The organism is Polymorphospora rubra (assembly GCF_018324255.1).
GTDB classification, from domain to species: Bacteria; Actinomycetota; Actinomycetes; order Mycobacteriales; family Micromonosporaceae; genus Polymorphospora; species Polymorphospora rubra.
Window position 1 is genome coordinate 5,752,851 of sequence record NZ_AP023359.1, and the last position, 16,215, is coordinate 5,769,065.

The 16,215-nt window shown below is 72.1% G+C and carries 15 protein-coding genes; 10 read left to right on the forward strand and 5 right to left on the reverse strand.

Features of this window, described 5'->3' with window-relative positions; translation table 11 throughout:
* Positions 1-319: 319 nt before the first annotated feature.
* Positions 320-784 (reverse strand): hypothetical protein, encoded by a 465-nt coding sequence (locus tag Prubr_RS26035; RefSeq protein ID WP_212817557.1) that lies wholly within the window; start codon positions 782-784, stop codon positions 320-322.
* 197 nt (positions 785-981) lie between these two features.
* On the opposite strand from Prubr_RS26035, the gene Prubr_RS26040 reads away from it, so the two are divergent.
* Positions 982-1,767: a phytanoyl-CoA dioxygenase family protein gene (locus Prubr_RS26040; protein WP_212817558.1), complete on the forward strand. Its 786-nt coding sequence runs from the start codon at positions 982-984 to the stop codon at positions 1,765-1,767.
* A 69-nt stretch (positions 1,768-1,836) separates the two neighbouring features.
* Here Prubr_RS26040 and Prubr_RS26045 read toward each other — a convergent pair whose 3' ends face one another.
* From Prubr_RS26045 to Prubr_RS26060, 4 genes are all read right to left on the reverse strand, one after another.
* On the reverse strand, positions 1,837-4,014 hold the full coding sequence (locus Prubr_RS26045) for an MMPL family transporter (RefSeq protein ID WP_212817559.1): 2,178 nt from the start codon (positions 4,012-4,014) through the stop codon (positions 1,837-1,839).
* A 6-nt stretch (positions 4,015-4,020) separates the two neighbouring features.
* A complete protein-coding gene (locus Prubr_RS26050) occupies positions 4,021-4,614 on the reverse strand; it encodes a TetR/AcrR family transcriptional regulator (protein ID WP_212817560.1) in 594 nt (197 codons plus the stop codon).
* A gap of 107 nt (positions 4,615-4,721) precedes the next feature.
* Positions 4,722-5,126 (reverse strand): (R)-mandelonitrile lyase, encoded by a 405-nt coding sequence (locus Prubr_RS26055; RefSeq protein WP_212817561.1) that lies wholly within the window; start codon positions 5,124-5,126, stop codon positions 4,722-4,724.
* Between the two features lie 109 nt (positions 5,127-5,235).
* Positions 5,236-5,970 carry a cellulose binding domain-containing protein gene (locus Prubr_RS26060; RefSeq protein ID WP_212817562.1) on the reverse strand — a complete coding sequence of 245 codons (735 nt, stop codon included), beginning with the start codon at positions 5,968-5,970 and terminating at the stop codon, positions 5,236-5,238.
* Between the two features lie 270 nt (positions 5,971-6,240).
* Here Prubr_RS26060 and Prubr_RS26065 point away from each other — a divergent pair, with 270 nt between their 5' ends.
* The 9 genes from Prubr_RS26065 to pstA all read left to right on the forward strand — a co-directional run bounded on the left by Prubr_RS26065 (position 6,241) and on the right by pstA (position 16,203).
* Positions 6,241-8,499 carry a helix-turn-helix domain-containing protein gene (locus Prubr_RS26065; RefSeq protein ID WP_246567653.1) on the forward strand — a complete coding sequence of 753 codons (2,259 nt, stop codon included), beginning with the start codon at positions 6,241-6,243 and terminating at the stop codon, positions 8,497-8,499.
* Positions 8,500-8,753: 254 nt separating this feature from the next.
* On the forward strand, positions 8,754-9,581 hold the full coding sequence (locus Prubr_RS26070) for an alpha/beta fold hydrolase (protein WP_212817563.1): 828 nt from the start codon (positions 8,754-8,756) through the stop codon (positions 9,579-9,581).
* A 68-nt stretch (positions 9,582-9,649) separates the two neighbouring features.
* Positions 9,650-10,483 (forward strand): alpha/beta fold hydrolase, encoded by an 834-nt coding sequence (locus Prubr_RS26075; protein ID WP_212817564.1) that lies wholly within the window; start codon positions 9,650-9,652, stop codon positions 10,481-10,483.
* A 26-nt stretch (positions 10,484-10,509) separates the two neighbouring features.
* On the forward strand, positions 10,510-11,334 hold the full coding sequence (locus tag Prubr_RS26080) for an alpha/beta hydrolase (RefSeq protein WP_212817565.1): 825 nt from the start codon (positions 10,510-10,512) through the stop codon (positions 11,332-11,334).
* Between the two features lie 67 nt (positions 11,335-11,401).
* Positions 11,402-12,193: an MBL fold metallo-hydrolase gene (locus Prubr_RS26085; protein WP_212817566.1), complete on the forward strand. Its 792-nt coding sequence runs from the start codon at positions 11,402-11,404 to the stop codon at positions 12,191-12,193.
* 480 nt (positions 12,194-12,673) lie between these two features.
* A complete protein-coding gene (locus tag Prubr_RS26090; protein ID WP_212817567.1) occupies positions 12,674-13,012 on the forward strand; it encodes a YegP family protein in 339 nt (112 codons plus the stop codon).
* A 160-nt stretch (positions 13,013-13,172) separates the two neighbouring features.
* Positions 13,173-13,973, forward strand: a complete 801-nt coding sequence (locus Prubr_RS26095; RefSeq protein ID WP_212817568.1) for a hypothetical protein — start codon at positions 13,173-13,175, stop codon at positions 13,971-13,973.
* 26 nt (positions 13,974-13,999) lie between these two features.
* Positions 14,000-15,010, forward strand: coding sequence for a phosphate ABC transporter permease subunit PstC (gene pstC, locus Prubr_RS26100; RefSeq protein WP_246567655.1), 1,011 nt, complete (start codon positions 14,000-14,002; stop codon positions 15,008-15,010).
* Between the two features lie 23 nt (positions 15,011-15,033).
* Positions 15,034-16,203: a phosphate ABC transporter permease PstA gene (pstA, locus tag Prubr_RS26105; protein WP_212817569.1), complete on the forward strand. Its 1,170-nt coding sequence runs from the start codon at positions 15,034-15,036 to the stop codon at positions 16,201-16,203.
* Positions 16,204-16,215: the final 12 nt, after the last annotated feature.

Here is a 16,215-nt window from a genome sequence, read left to right on the forward strand (position 1 = left end):
TCGTTGGAGCCGCGAGGGCGTAGCTATCTGCTGGGGCTGTTGTCGCCGATCTCGGACAAGGACGGCTGGACGTTGGCCGAGGCCCTCGGTGACCGGACCCCGGTTGCGATGCAGCGCCTGCTGAATCGGACGGTGCGGGATCCCCCACGCGGTACGTGGGGACGTACGCGACTACATCTGCAAGCGCCTCGACCAGCCCAGCGGGGTCCAGATCGTGGACGAGACAGGGTTCGTGTACGGGCTGAATCCGCCGGCGTGCAGCGTCAGGTGTCGCCCACCCAGGCAGAGGCTCGGCTCACATCGATGATCCGGACCTCTCTCAGGTCAGAAGTCGTAGCTGCGGCGCTTCGTGGCTCTGTGCAATCGGCGCGGAGCAGTGCGGGCAGGTGGCGGATTGTGGCCGGACGAGGTTCGTCTGGGTGTGGAACTCGCCAGATTGATTTTGCTCCGGACAGTAGTAACCGAGATAGTGCTGGACCCAGGGTGCGTGGGTGAGGGCGTGGGCTGGCCGGTCCCGCTTCGCGTCGTGAAAAGGTGCCCACCAGTAGTCTACGACTGCCCGGAGGGTCGTCCGGTCACGCTCGGAGGTGTGGTCGAACGCGGCGATTCTACCGGCGGTGTAGTGCTCGCCGGCTTCGCGGATGCCGGAGCAGACCGCCCGTTCCGCGCCCAGTTCGAAGAGTGTGGTGCGTCCGGTGCGTTCGCAGACGAAGCAGTCCAGGCTGAGGGCGAGCTTGCTGCGCCAGTGCAGGTTGTGGAACGGCGAGTCCGGGACGGCGAGCACGGTCCTGACTTCAACGGATCTCAGCACGGCTCGATCTTGTCAGAAATTCCGCTTTCGCAGACCCCGACTTACTGGACCGGCTGCCCCCGAGCTGACCGGTCGTCTGCCGCTTGTCCGCCACACCGGTTGCCGAGCCAGGCTCGGGAGTCCACTTCGGTGGGTCACGGACGCCCGTGCCGGTGCTAGGTTCGTAGGTCATGGGCGAGACTGCCGACACCGATCAGAGTCCCGCCGTGGCGGCGTTGCAGGACGATGGCTTCGTTGTACTGCCCGCGCTGCTGTCCGATGAGGAGTTGGCTGCGGCCGTCCGGCACGCGGACCGCCTTCTGGACGGGGTCGCCTGGAGCGACAACGACTTCGACGGCCGACGCACCCGCCGGGTCTACTCCCTGCTGGGCCGCCTCGGCGCCTTCGAACCGCTGCTGACCCATCCCTCGGTGCGTCGCCTCGTCACGGCACGCCTGGGCGAGGTCCACCAGTTCGGCATGTTGTTCCTCTCCGCGGTCGACCCGGGCCAGGGATCCCAGCCGCTGCACTTCGACGCCGGCGTCTATCCCCTTCCGCGTGAGGTCGAGGCGGAAACCAACGTCATCTGGGCTCTCGACGACTTCACCGCGGAGAACGGCGCAACCATGATCGCGCCCGGCAGCCACCGCTGGCCCGCCGGCCGGCGCCCACAGCGGCACGAACTGGTGCCGGTCGTGATGTCCGCCGGAAGCGCCGTGGTCTACAGCGGTCGGCTGTGGCACGCCGCCGGCGAGAACCGTGCCGAGACCACGCGCCGCGCACTGATCTGCGAGCACGTCCTGCCGTGGCTGCGACCCGCGGACAATCACACCCTCGCCACCGGAGTCGACCAGTTGCGGAGCCTCCCGCCGGAACTTCGCCGCCTCGCCGGTGTGGCACCCGCGAGCGAATACCTCGGGCTCGTCGGCGGTGAAGACCCCGAGCAGTGGCTGCTGCGGTCGACCCACTCCCACTAGCCCGATGCCGAACGACCGGTCCCCGGGTGCCTGAGGGCACCCGGGGACCGGTCCGGTCCGTGACCGTGCCTACCGGCCGGCCTTGACGGCGACCTTCTCCTCGATCCGGGAGTTGTCGTGCTTCTCCAGGCCCGCGCCCTCGACGTCGAGGGTCGGCAGCCAGCGCAGCCAGCCGGGCAGCCACCAGGCGCTGCGGCCGAGCAGGGCCAGCGCCGCGGGGACCAGGACCATGCGGACCACGAAGGCGTCGACGAAGATGCCGATGGCCAGCGCGAACGCGATGGACTTGATCGTCGGGTCGCCGCTGGGTACGAACCCGGCGAAGACCGAGAACATGATCAGCGCCGCGGCGACGACGACGGGGGCGGCCTGGCGGAACCCGGTGGCGATGGCGGCCCGGGGGAGTGCGCCGTGGCTGTGCGCCTCGTGCATCCGGGAGACCAGGAAGACCTGGTAGTCCATGGCGAGGCCGAACAGGATGCCGATCACCACGATCGGGGTGAGGCTGATCAGCGGGCCGGTGGTGTCGAGGTTGACCGCGTCGGCCAGCCAGCCCCACTGGAACACCGCGACGGTGGCGCCGAGCGAGGAGCCGATCGTCAGCAGGAAGCCGAGCACGCCGACGAGCGGTACCAGGATGGAGCGGAAGACCAGCACCAGCAGGATCAGGGCCAGGCCGACGACCACGGCCAGATAGACCGGCAGGGCCCGGTCGAGGGTGGTGGCCACGTCCAGGCTGACGGCGGTGGAGCCGGTGACGTACGTCGTGGCGCCGTCGAGGTCCGCCAGTTGGTCACGCAGGTCGGTGACGAGCTGTTCGGTGGCTTCGTCGGTGGGCCCGGACTGCGGGATCACGGTGAGCATGGCGGCGGTGCCGTCGGCGTTCGGGGTGGCCGGGGTGACGACGGCGACGTCGTCGAGGCCGGGGATCGTGCCGGCGGCAGCGGTGGCCGCCTGGACCGCCTGGTCGCCCTCGAACAGGACCACGAGGGGGCCGTTGAAGCCGGCGCCGAATCCGTCGGCGAGCAGTTGTTCGCCACGGGCCTGGGTGCTTCCCTCGGGCTGGATGGGTACGAGGGTGGTCTGCATCGACGCCACCGGGATGGAGACGACGCCCAGGGCGGCGACGGTCAGCAGCAGTGCCAGCACCCGGTGCCTGGTGAGCCCGTCGATCCAGCCGCGGTAGAAGCCGCGCTCGTGGGCGTCGGTGCTCTGCCCGACGGCTGCGCGCTGCTTGCGGGGCAGGGCGCGGTGGCCGAGGTAGCTCAGCACCGCCGGGACGAGGGTGATGGCGATGAGGACCGCGACCACGATGGTCGCGGCGGCGGCGATGCCCATCTGGGTCAGGAACGGGATTCCGGCGACGGCCAGACCGGTCAGCGCGATGACCACGGTGAGGCCGGCGGTGACGACCGCCGATCCGGCCGTGCCGACGGCGGTGCCGATCGCGGTGCCGACGTCGGCACCGCGCCGCAGTTCCTGCCGATGGCGGTTGATGATGAACAGGGCGTAGTCGATACCGACGGCCAGACCGAGCATCGTGGCCAGGATCGGGGTCGTGGACTGCAGGTCCATGAAGCCGGTGGCGATGGTGACGCCGAGCGCGCCGATGCCGACACCGACGGCCGCGGTCAGCAGGTTCATGCCGGCCATGACGAGCGACCCGTACGTCACCGCGAGGATGGCCAGGGCGACGACGACGCCGATCACCTCGACCACGCCGCCGATGTGCGGCGGCGTCTGGATGGCTTCGCCGGTGACCTCGACGGTGAGCCCGCCGGCCCGGGCGTCGTCGGCGGCGTCGAACAGCGCCTCCCGCTGCTCTTCGGTGACATCGCCGACCCCGGCGGTGTACGTCACCGTGCTGTAGGCGGTGTCCTGTTGGGCGTTGATCGTCGGCGCGGCGGGGTCGAGCGGGTTGGTCGCCGAGCCGACGCCGGGCAGCGTGCCCAGTTGGGCCACCAGCTCACCGACGGCCTGGGCGTTGTCCGGGGTGGTCAGGGTCTGACCGTCGGGGGCCTTGACCACCACGCGCGCGGACGCACCGCCCTGCGCGCCGAACTCGTCCTGGATCTTGTCCAGGGCGATGGTGGACTCCTGGCCCGGGATGGAGAAGGAGTTCGAGGTGCTTCCGGACAGGGCCACCGCGCCGACGGCCGAGCCGGCCAGGACCACCAGCCACAGCAGGACCACGGGCAGCCGGTGCCGGTGGGCGCCGAAACCGAGTCGGTACAACAGACGAGCCATACGGGATCAGGCCTCCACCTGAGGTGAACTGGACGATGGGTCGCGCCGGTGGTGACCGAGCGCGTCGAGGCAGGTCGCGACGATGTGTGGCCGCCACGTGGTCTTGTCGCCGGCCCGGTTGACCGACAGGCTGAGTACGGCCAGCGCGCTCAGCGCGCCGATGACCCGGACCAGCCGTTCGCTCGGCTCGGCCGCGTCGACGGCGAACGTGGCGAAGACGAGCGCCGCGATGTCGTCGAGATGGTCGGGCTGAGGGTCGGTCGGTGGCGTGGTCAGCGAACTGAACGCCTGGGCGACCAGGCCGGGCCGGTCCAGCGCGACGTCGGTCAGCAGTTCCACCGCCCGCCGGTCGCGGGCCGGGCCGGGCGGCATCTGCGCGACCTGGTCGTACACGCGTTGCCCCTGGGCCCGGACCGACTGTTGGGTCGCCTGGTAGAGGGCTTCCTTGGTCGGGTAGTGGTGCAGGAGGCCGGCCTTGGACAGGCCGACGGCGTCGGCGACGGTCTTCAGCGAGGTGTGGGTGAACCCGTGCTGGGCGAACAGCGCCGCCGCGCGGTCGAGGATCCCCTCGTCGACCAGTTGGCGGTGAACGTGTGCCATGCCGGCGACCCTACACGGGCCGCCGACCGAATCGGTCGGTAAACCATCCGGATCGGTCGGTGACGTATGTCGCACCGACCACACCGTGATGCCCCCGGTCGTCGGGGCTAGTGTCCGCGCGACCGGCCGTACTCCTCGTCCGTGACCAGCGGGCCCCACTCGGTTTCGGTGCCGGCCTGCGGACCTTCCCAGATCGCCAGGTGGATCATGAAAGCGTCCGGTGTGGCGCCGTGCCAGTGCCATTCGCCGGGCGGGGTGTGGATGGTGTCCCCGGGCCGCACGGTGATCACCTCGCTCCCGCGGGCCTGCACCAGGCCGACGCCGTCGGTCACGTGCAGGGTCTGCCCGACGGCGTGCCGGTGCCAGGCGGTACGGGCGCCGGGGGCGAACCGGACCGTGTTGACCCGTACCCGGGAGGGCTCCTCGCCCTTGACGATCACGTCGAACCAGACCTCACCGGTGAACATCTCGGCCGGCCCCTTGACGGTCGGCTGCTTCGTCAGGATCCGCATGATCCTCCTCGTGGGTGCGGTGCGGGCGTCCCCGGTTACCCGGTCCGTGGGGGCCGCACACCGCCGGGTCGGGCCGCGTACCAGGCGGCCCGACCCTGAGTCGGTACGTTCAGCGGCCGCAGGACAGCGCGATGGTGGGCGGTGCGGCGCTGGTCGCCACGAGCAGACCGAACGTCGCCGACCCGCCCGGCGGCAGGGTGGCGTTGTAGCCGGCGTCGCGGACCGCGGGGCCGGTGTCCGTGCTGTCCGGCACCGCGTTCCACGCCGTCTGGATCCGTTCGTCGCCGGGCCACTGCCACCGGACCCGCCAGCCGTCGATCGGTTCGGCGCCGGTGTTGCGTACGGTGACCGAGGCGACGAAGCCGCCGTCCCAGGCGGACGTGACGGCCGCCGTGGCGGTGCACGCCGGCTGGGCGGCGGTCCGGGCCGGTCCGCCGACGATGTAGCGGTCCTGGCGGCCCTCGACGTCACTGAGTCGGAACCAGTACTCGGTGTCGGGGGTCAGCCCGCCGACCGTCACCGTGCCGTATCGCTGTGGTCCCGAGGTCGCCGCGGCGACCGGGGCACGCCACTGCTCGGCGTCGGCCCGGCTGGCGAACAGGCTGACCGTGATCGGCGGGTCGTACCCGCACGGCGGGCTGAGCATGATCGAGTAGCTGACGGTGAGACTGGTCGCGGTCGACGCGGTCACCATCCCGCTGATCGGCAGCACCGGCGGGCAGGCCGGCGGGCTGGTCTGTGCCGGGGCCGGGACGGTGGCCGGCGCGCCGGCGCCGGCGGTCGTGGCCCAGCCGGCCACGACCACCGTGGCGGCGGCCAGGAGTACGCCGAATTTGTGCAGCATCTGTACCTCCCAGGTTGCGGGCGCCGGGCAGGGGGACGGTCGGCGCCGGGGTTGACGACTGGTCGGGGTGCGGCGGTGCGCGGGCGCCGGGGGTGGACCACCCCCGCTCGCTCCCTCGGGCCGGATCGGCTCGCGCGGGCTCCCGGTGCGGCCGAGTCGAATTCTGACATCCGTCGATGGCTGCTACAAGCGTCGTCCGGACCCGCAAAAGCCTGTTCACAGCGGTCTGCTAGAAAGGCGCCCGCGGATTCGTTCCCGCTGCTCCGGAGGATGGTGGTCGCCTTGTCGTCGTTCGGGCAACGGTTGCGGGAGTTGCGGCGGTTGGCAGGCCTGACCATCGAGGAGTTGTCCGAGGCGTCCGGGGTGAGTGCGCGGGCGATCAGCGACATGGAGCGGGGACGCAGCCGGGCACCGCAGGCCCGGACGTTGTCGGCGTTGGCCGACGCGTTGGGACTCGACGGAAGCGACCGCGCCCGGCTGGTGGAGTGGACGCGTTCGAGGCGGTCGGAGAGCGCCGTCGGCCGGCCCCGGGGCGGGGAACTGCCGCGTTCGGTGCGCGAGTTCGTCGGTCGGGTGCCGGAACTGCGGTTGTTGCGCCGGCACGGGACGGCCGGATCCGACGACGGCCCGACCCCGGTGGTGGTCGTGCACGGCCCGCCCGGCGTCGGAAAGACCACGTTCGCCGTCCACGCGGCCGGGCAGCTCCGGGACCGGTTCGTCGACGGGCAGCTCCATGTCGACCTGCGCGGCACCGATGCGGCGCCGATGGACGCGGGCGAGGCGTTGACCCGGCTGTTGCGGGCGTTGGACGTGAGCCCGCGCGCCATCGCCGACGACGAGGCGGAACGGGCCGGCCAACTGCGGGCCGTCCTGCGGCGGCGCCGCTGCCTGCTGGTGCTCGACAACGCCGCGTCCGAGGCCCAGGTGCGCCCGTTGCTGCCGGGGGCGGGGGCCGGGCTGGTGGTGGTGACCAGCCGTCGCACGCTGGGCGGCCTGGAAGGGGTGCTCCGGATCGGACTGCCGCCGCTGGCGCCGGTGGAATCGGCCGGCCTGCTGCGGGCACTCGTCCGCGACCTCGCCGATCGGGCCACGGCACAGGACGTCGAGGCGGTGGCCCGGTTGTGCGGCCACCTGCCCCTGGCGTTGCGGATCGCGGGAACGCGGCTGGCCAGTCGTCCGGAATGGACGATGGCCCATCTGGCGGCGCGGCTGTCGGACGCGGACCGCAGACTGGCCGGCCTCGCGGTGGGCGACCTCGGGGTGGAGCCGGCCTTCGCGCTGTCGTACGCCCAGCTGCCCGGTCCGGCACGGGCGATGTTCCGGCGGCTGGCGCACGTACCCGGCGTGGACTTCGCCGCCCCGCTGGCCGCGGTGCTCACCGGGACCGGTCCGCACGACGCGGAGGACCAGCTGGAGGAGCTGGTCGAGCTGGGGCTGCTGCAGCCCGTCGGGTTCGACCGGTACCGGTTCCACGATCTGATCCGGCTGTTCGCCGAGAAGCGGCTGCGCGACGAGGAGCCGGCCGACACCCGGTCGGCGACCGGGCACCGGATGACCGACTGGCTGCTGGAGACGGCGATCGTGGCCGGTCGGTGGTTCGAGCCCGGGTTCGGCGCACCCCCGGCCGACTGGCGCGGTCTGGTTCCGCTCGACACGGCGGAGCGGGCGCAGAGCTGGTTGCAGGTCGAGGCCGACAACTGGCTGGCCGCGCTGCGCGGCGCGGCGGCGGCCGGGCAGCACCAGCGGGTGGTCGACGTGGCCGAGTCGATGCACTGGTATTCCGACCGGATGACCCACTGGGGGCACTGGTCGGAGGTCTACCAGCTGTCGTCCGCCGCCGCCGCCCGGCTGCCGGACCGCCGTCAGGAGATCACCCACATCAACTACCACGCCTGGGCACAGGCGGTCTGCGGCCGGCGCTACGACGACAGCGCCGCACTGGCGATGGACGCCTATCGGCTCGCAGGAGAGCTCGGCGACATCGGTGAGCAGGCGAACGCGCTGTCCTACGCGGGTGACGCCTGGCGGTTCGCCGGCGACTACGGGCGGGCGCTGTGGGCGTACTGCCGGGCGCAGGAGCTGGCCGACTCGGCCGGCAACCACGACGAGTTCGTCCAGATGGGCCTCGGGGTCGGTCTCGCGCTCATCGGGCTCGGCAGGTTCGACGAGGCGTTGGCGGAACTGCGGACGGTTCTGCGCGAGGTCGACACGCGCCCGGTGGCGCCGTCGCCGAAGAACGCGGCCCAGGTGGTGGCCCGGGTCTTCTCGGCCAGGGCCCTGGCCGAGCTGCGGCGCTGGCCGGAGGCCATCGAGGAGGCGACGGCGGTGCTGCCCGCGGCCACCGGGTTCGGCGCCCTGACGCCGCTCGGCCACCTCCATCTGGCGCTGGGCCGGGCGTACGCCGCGCTCGGCTCGACCGAAGAGGCGCGCGGGCACCTCGTCCGCGCGGGCGAACTGTTCGAGGAAGGCGGGGCGCGCGAGGGCGCGACCGAGCTGGCGAGATCCGCGCTGGCGGCCCTCGACGTCTGACCGCCGTCGCGGGTCGAAGGCCCGGTTCTGCATATTGTTCTGCATGGTTCCGGCCCTCCGTCGCTGGTTGCATATCCGTACGAGCTGATCCGCCCGACGACGCGAGGATCAGCCGCCGACGGTGAGCCGGCCGGGTGATCCCCGGCGCGGCCGATTCCGATCGCCAGTCCGTTTCCAGGCCACCGCCCGTGGCCCGATTCCGCACACCCTCCGCCACCTGGCGGAGCCGTGCCCGCCGAAGGGAAGAAACCGCCATGCCCGCTTCCGCCCGCCGCCGCTCACTGCTCGTCGGTACGGCGCTCGTCGCCGCCACCGCGCTCGCCGCCACACCCGCCGCCTCCGCCCACACCGGGCAGCAGCCGCAGCCGAAGCCGACCGTCGTACTCGTGCACGGCGCGTTCGCCGACGCCTCCGGCTGGGCCGAGGTGACCCGTCGGCTGCAACGCAGCGGCCACACCGTGCTCGCCCCGGCGAACCCGCTGCGCAGCGTCGACTCCGACTCCGCCTACCTGGCCAGCATCCTGCAGACCATCCCCGGCCCGATCGTCCTGGTCGGCCACTCGTACGGCGGCGTCGTCATCACCAACGCCGCGGCCGGCAACCCCAACGTCAAGGCCCTGGTGTACGTCGCCGCGTTCGCCCCCGACGAGGGCGAGACGGTCTACGGCCTGCAGGGCAAATTCCCCGGCACCAAGCTCACCGAGGAGGCGCTGGACCTGCGCCCGTACCCGCTGCCGGACGGCGGCGTCAGCTACGACGGTTACGTCAAGCCGGCCCTGTTCCGCGACATCTTCGCCGGCGACCTGCCGGCCGCCACCGCCGCCGTCATGGCCACCGCCCAGCGGCCCGGTGACGCGCACACCCTCCAGCAGCCGTCCGGCGTACCGGCCTGGCGCAGCGTCCCGTCGTGGTACCTGGTCGCCCGCAACGACAACCTTATCCCGGCGGCCACCCAGCGGTTCATGGCGCAGCGCGCCGGTGCCCGCACCGTCGAGGTCCGGGCCTCGCACGTCGCGATGATCTCGCAGCCCGCCGCCACCACCGACCTGATCAGGGCCGCGGCCCGCGCCGCCGCCCGCTGAACCCCGCTCCACCACCGGCGGGGCGCCGGCCGGCGCCCCGCCACCGGACGACGAAGGGAAGCACCACGATGAGCCATGTGACTGCCGCCGACGGCGCGCAGATCTTCTTCAAGGACTGGGGCGCCGGCCGCCCGGTCGTCCTGTCCCACGGCTGGCCGCTGAACTCCGACAGCTGGGAGGCGCAGGCGCTGTTCCTGGCCGACAACGGCTACCGGGTCGTCGCCCACGACCGGCGCGGCCACGGCCGTTCCACCCAGACCTGGCACGGCAACGAGATGGACACGTACGCCGACGACCTCGCCACCCTGATCGACACCCTCGACCTGCGCGCCGCGACCCTGATCGGCTTCTCCACCGGCGGCGGCGAGGTCGCCCGCTACATCGGCCGGCACGGCACCGCCCGCGTCGCCCAGGCCGTCCTCGTCTCCGCCGTACCGCCGCTGATGCTGCGCACCGACAACAACCCCGACGGCGTACCGGTCGAGGTCTTCGACCAGATCCGGGCCGGCTCGCTGGCCGACCGCTCCCAGCTCTACCGGAACCTCGCCGACGGCCCCTTCTTCGGCAACAACCGGCCCGGCGCGACTGTCTCCCAGGGCATCCGCGACGCGTTCTGGTCGCAGGGGATGCGGGCCGGCCACCGCAACGCCTACGAGTGCATCGCCGCGTTCTCCGCCACCGACTTCCGGCCCGACCTCGACGCCTTCGACGTCCCGACGCTGGTCATCCACGGCGACGACGACCAGGTGGTGCCGTTCGAGGTGGGTGGTCGGGCCTCCGCCGCCCGGATCAAGAACGCCGAACTGAAGGTCTATCCGAGCGCCCCGCACGGCATCACCGACACCCACAAGGAGCGGCTCGGCGCCGACCTGCTCGCCTTCCTCGACACCTACGCCGCCTGACCCCACCCACGAAAGGAAGATCCGCCATGACGGGCAAGCCCGACACCATCGTGTTGATCCACGGCTTCTGGGTCACGCCGCGCTCCTGGGAACACTGGAAGACCCGCTACGAAAGCCAGGGCTACCGGGTGCTGACGCCCTCGTATCCCGGCTTCGAGGTCGAGGTCGAGGCCCTCAACGCCGACCCGACCCCGATCGAGACGGTGACCGTACCGCAGATCATCGCCCGCCTCGAGGCGCTCATCAAGGATCTGCCGACCCCGCCGATCCTGATCGGCCACTCCGCCGGCGGCGCGTTCACCCAGATCCTGCTCGACCACGGGTACGGTGCCGCCGGGGTGGCGCTGAACTCCGCGCCCACCGAGGGGGTGGCGGTGGTGCCGCCGAGCCAGATCAGGTCCCTGCTGCCGGTGCTGCGCAACCCGGCCAACCGGCACCGGGCCGTCGGCCTCAACCTCAAGCAGTGGCAGTACGCCTTCACCAACACGTTTCCCGATGACCGGGCCCGCGCGACGTACGAGCGCTACCACATCCCGGCCCCCGGCTCGATCGTGTGGGGCAGCGCGCTGGCCAACTTCCAGCCCGGCCACCAGGACACCTGGGTCGACTACCACAACAACGACCGGGCGCCGCTGCTGTTCGTCTCCGGCGAGAACGACCACATCATGCCCCCGGTCATCCAGCGCTCCAACGCCCGGCACTACAAGTCCCACACCACCACCGAGGTCGTCGAGTTTCCCGGCCGGGCCCACCTGCTGCCGGCCCAGGACGGCTGGGAGGAGATCGCCGACTACGCCCTGAACTGGGCCGTCGAACACGCCCGGCCGGGTACCCCGACCACCACCGGCTGACCGCCCGCCGGTGGCCGCCCCGACGGTGGCGGCCACCGGCGCGTCCGAGCACCACGAAAGGAATCCGATGACCGACGTACGTGTCACGCACATCGGCGGACCGACCACGCTGATCGAGGTCGGCGGGTGGCGGCTGCTCACCGACCCGACCTTCGATCCGGCGGGCCGGCGGTACGACTTCGGCTGGGGCACCTCGTCCCGCAAGCTGACCGACCCCGCCCGTACGCCCGGCGAGCTGCCCCCGATCGACGCGGTGCTGCTCACCCACGACCATCACGGCGACAACCTGGACGGTGCCGGCCGGGCCCTGCTGCCGTCGGCCGGCACCGTGGTCACCACGACCGCCGGCGCCCGACGGCTCGGCGGCACCGCCCGTGGTCTCGCGCCCTGGGCGGTCACCCGGCTCGAAGCACCCGGCCGGCCGACGATCGAGGTCACCGCCACCCCCGCCCGGCACGGGCCGCCGCTGAGCCGCCCGGTCGTCGGCGACGTGGTCGGGTTCGCGCTGCGCTGGGCCGGCCAGCGCCACGGGATCGTGTGGATCACCGGCGACACGGTGCTGTACGGCGGCCTGCGGCGGGTCCCCGAGCGTTTCCCGGTCAGCGTCATGCTGCTGCACCTGGGCGGCGTACGGTTCCCGGTCACCGGTCCGCTGCGCTACACGATGACCGCGCGCAAGGGCGTCGAGCTGTGCCGTCTCGTCCGGGCGCGGACCGTGGTCCCGGTGCACTACGAGGGCTGGGCGCACTTCGGGCAGGACCGCGACGCCGTCGACGGCGCCTTCGCCGCGGCGCCCGACGACGTCCGGCGCAGCCTGCGCCGGCTGCCGATCGGCGCTCCGGCCACCGTCACCGTCTGAACCGGTCCCCGGGGCCCTGGACGCGGCGGGGGCGTCCGACCATCTGGCGATTTCAGGCCGGTGTCCATCGGGCGCTTTCCCCGGCCGGTAAGGCTGCTCCGAAGCATCATGTCTGACGTTATTCGTGAGGATTCGAACGGGTGCGCAGGGCACCTATTTTGACGATCAATGCGGGCACCCGGGAAGCGTTTCCCGATCATGCCGTCCAACGCCTGGTGAACGGCCGCGAATGCTCCCGTTCATGCGTAGCACGCCGGCCGTTCACACCCGCCTCCACTCACCGTTAGTGCGTCCTTGCAGCATGCCTCTCCGGGGACGAAGTGCCCCGTGTATCCGGCATTTCGGTGACCCGCGCAATATGACCTATCGCGTGGGAGACAAGCCATGCCCGACGATCCGGGGTGGCGGGACGGAGCGCTCGCGTATGGCTGCTGACCGTCGGCCGGTCGCGCAGTTCCGCGTGTACCGCACCTCGCGGGAGTGATCGTCTGGCGGCTGGTCGCCTCGAACAACCGGGTGCTCGGCGTGTCGGCGACCGGCTTCCCCGCAGTTCAGGACGCGATCACCGCGATCCGGACGGTCCGCGACGGCACGTCGACCGCATCGATCGAGGTGCTCCACGTTCCCGACCGGGACTGGACGTGGCGGATGCACGGCGGCGAGGGCACCGTGATCGCGGTGTCCTACCGCAGCTACAAGCGCAGAATCGACTGCCGTCGGGCGACCGAACGCTTTGCCGCGGCCGCGCCGTACGCGGAAGTCGATCCGGCGGTCGGCCGGCGCGGACGATTCTGGTCGGCGGATCAGGGCGTCGACTAATGCGATCTTGAATTGTGGACCGCCGTTTCGCGGTGGTGCGCCCTTTGCGGTGTGTTAACCGGGCGTCGGGACACCGGTAACCGGCACTGAGTTTCCTGAGCTCGATTCCCGCGCGGAATCCCGCGCAACCGGCTGCCGGTTTCCGACAGGAGTTCTCATCGTGCCTCGAAATGCGTCAACGCCGTCGCGCGTACGGGTCGCCCGGCTGTTCGGTAACGCGGCGATCGCCGTCGGGGTGGCGGCGGCCGCCGTACCGGTGCTGGTCGGCCCCGCCGAGGCGGCACCGGTCGGCACGATCACGCTCGAGCCGGCCGCCGGTGAGGTCGCGACGGCGCCGTTCGCCGACTTCACCGCCAGTGCGCCGTGTCCGTCCGGCCACGGCACCGCCGCGGACCTGTTCCTGCGCAACGACGAGGTCTCACCGTTCACGCTGGCCTCCATCGCCGGCCCCGGCCTGGACCAGGCCCCGGTGAGCGGCACCATCAGCGGATCGCTCGCCGAACTCGCGCAGGCCGGTGGCGTTCTCGAACTGCCCGACGGCGACTACGTGCTCGAGCTGTTCTGCTACGACGACGAGTTCACCGTCGCGCCGGACACCCTCGAGACCCGCATCCGGGTCACCGGCACCGGCTGGGCGGTCGTCGCCGGCGGCGAACCGACCCCCACGCCGAGCGCCTCGCCAAGTGCCTCACCGAGCGCGAGCGCGTCGCCGAGCGCGTCGCCGAGTGCGTCGCCCAGTGCCTCACCGAGCCCGTCCGAAGACCCGACCGAAGACCCGACCGAAGATCCGACCGACGATCCGACGCCGGACCCGACGGACGTCCCGCCGGGCTCGCTCCCGAAGACCGGGATCGGGCTCGGCGGCTTCCTGTACGTCGCGGTGCTGCTCATCGCCTGCGGCGCGGCGGCCCTGCTCTGGGCCCGCCGGCAGCAGCTCGCCGCCGCACCGCCACGGCCCTGACCGGGTACGGGACCGGGGGAGCGGCGGTGCGCAGCGCCAAGGTGGACGACGAGCGGCGCCGGTCGACGGGCACCGGCACGGCGCCGGTCGACCGGATCTTCCGGGCCGGTGCCCGGGGCGCCGGCGTGCTCATGCTGTTGATCATGGGTGGGATCGGCGTCTTCCTGGCCGTCCAGGCGGTGCCCACCCTGAGCAACTACGGCTGGGGATTCTTCGTCGAGAGCGACTGGAACCCCGAACGCAACGTGCTCGGCATCGCCGCCGTCGTGGTCGGTACGGCGCTCGTCGCCGCCGTGGCGATCGCCGTCGCCTTCCCGCTGGCCCTGCTGACCGCGCTCTACATCACCGAGTACGCCCCGGCGCGGCTGAAACGACCGCTGGTGTCCACGGTGGACCTGATGGCGGCCGTACCCAGTGTCGTCTACGGCCTCGTCGGGCTGGCGTTCTTCCAGCCCGAGCTGATCCGGATCGCCCGCTGGCTGCACGCGTACGCCGGCTGGCTGCCGTTCTTCGACGTCGGGACGGACGCCGACCCGGTCGACCCGCACGCCGCGATCTGGCCGGAGAGCCGCTACACCTCCTCGGCCTTCGTCGCCGGCGTCGTCGTCGCCCTGATGGTGCTGCCGATCGCCTGCTCGGTCATGCGGGAGGTCTTCGCGCAGGCCCCGCAGAGCGAACGGGAGGCGGCCTGGGCGTTGGGCGCCACCCGCTGGGGGGTGATCCGTTCGGTGGTGCTGCCGTTCGGCCGCGGCGGAATCATCGGCGGCACGATGCTCGGCCTGGGCCGGGCCCTGGGCGAGACGATCGCCGTCGTCTTCATCATCTCGACCGCGTTCGACGTGAAGATCCGGATCCTGGAGAACGGCACCATCACCACCTCGTCGCTGATCGCGGTCCGGTTCGGCGACGCCGACGCCGGCCAACTGTCCGCGCTGCTCGCCGCGGGCCTGGTGCTCTTCCTCATCACGCTGGTCGTCAACACGATCGCCGCCGTCGTCGTCGGTCGCGGCCGCAGCGGCGCCGCGACCGAGATCTGACCGAGAAAGTGAGCAGTCGACCGGTGCAGACCGAAACGACCACGCCGCCGCGCATCGTCGCCCCGCCGGCCAGCAACGGCGGGCCGGCGCGCGGCACCACCAGCGTGCGCGCCGAGCCGCCGCCGGCCGCCACCGAGCCGGCGCCGGCCGTCGAGCCCCGCCGCGAGCTGCGGCCCCGCACCCTCGACGACGTACTGGCACTGGTCGGGTCGGTCCTCGGCGGTCTGTCCCTGGCCTGGCTGCTGTTCCGCCGGCTGCTGCCCACCGACGGCGCCGTCGGCTTCGTCCTGCTGTGGCTCGGCTGTTTCCTGCTGCTCTACGCCGCCGTCACGATGATCCGGCACCCGGCCCCGGTGATCGCCGACCGGATCGCCGCGGCGGTCGTGCACGCCGGGGCGGCCCTCGTCGGCGCCGCCCTGCTCACCGTCATCGGCTACACCGTGTGGCGCGGGCTGGACGCACTGGTCCAGCCGAACTTCTACACACAGGACCTGTCGGCCGCCGGCCCGCTCACCCCGCTCGACACCGGCGGCGCGCTGCACGCGATCGTCGGCACCCTCATCGAGATCAGCATCGCGATCGCCGTGACGCTGCCGCTGGGCGTGGCCACCGCCGTGTTCATCACCGAGGTCGGCGGCCGGTTCAGTCGCCTGGTCCGCACCATCGTCGAGGCGATGACCGCCCTGCCCTCGATCGTGGCCGGCCTGTTCATCTACACGGTGCTCCAGGTGACCCTCGGGTTCCCGCGCTCCGGCCTGGCCGCCGCGCTGGCGCTGTCGGTGATGATGCTGCCGATCATCGCCCGGGCCGCCGACGTCGTGCTCCGGGTGGTGCCCGGCGGGCTGCGCGAGGCGAGCCTGGCCCTGGGCGCCTCGCAGTGGCAGACGGTGTGGCACGTGGTGCTGCCGACCGCCCGGCCGGGGCTGGCCACCGCCCTGATCCTGGGCACCGCCCGCGGTGTCGGGGAGACGTCGCCGGTCCTGCTCACCTCGGGCGCGTCCAACTTCCTGAACGCCGATCCGCTGAACAACTCGATGAACTCGCTGCCGCTGTTCGTCTACTCGCTGGTCCGCAGCGGCGAGCCGACGTACATCGCGCGGGCGTTCGGCGGCGCGGCGCTGCTGCTCGTACTCGTGCTCGTGCTCTTCGTCGTGGCCCGCGTGGTCGCGGCCCGGCGCGACGGCACGCGATGACCGAACGACGTC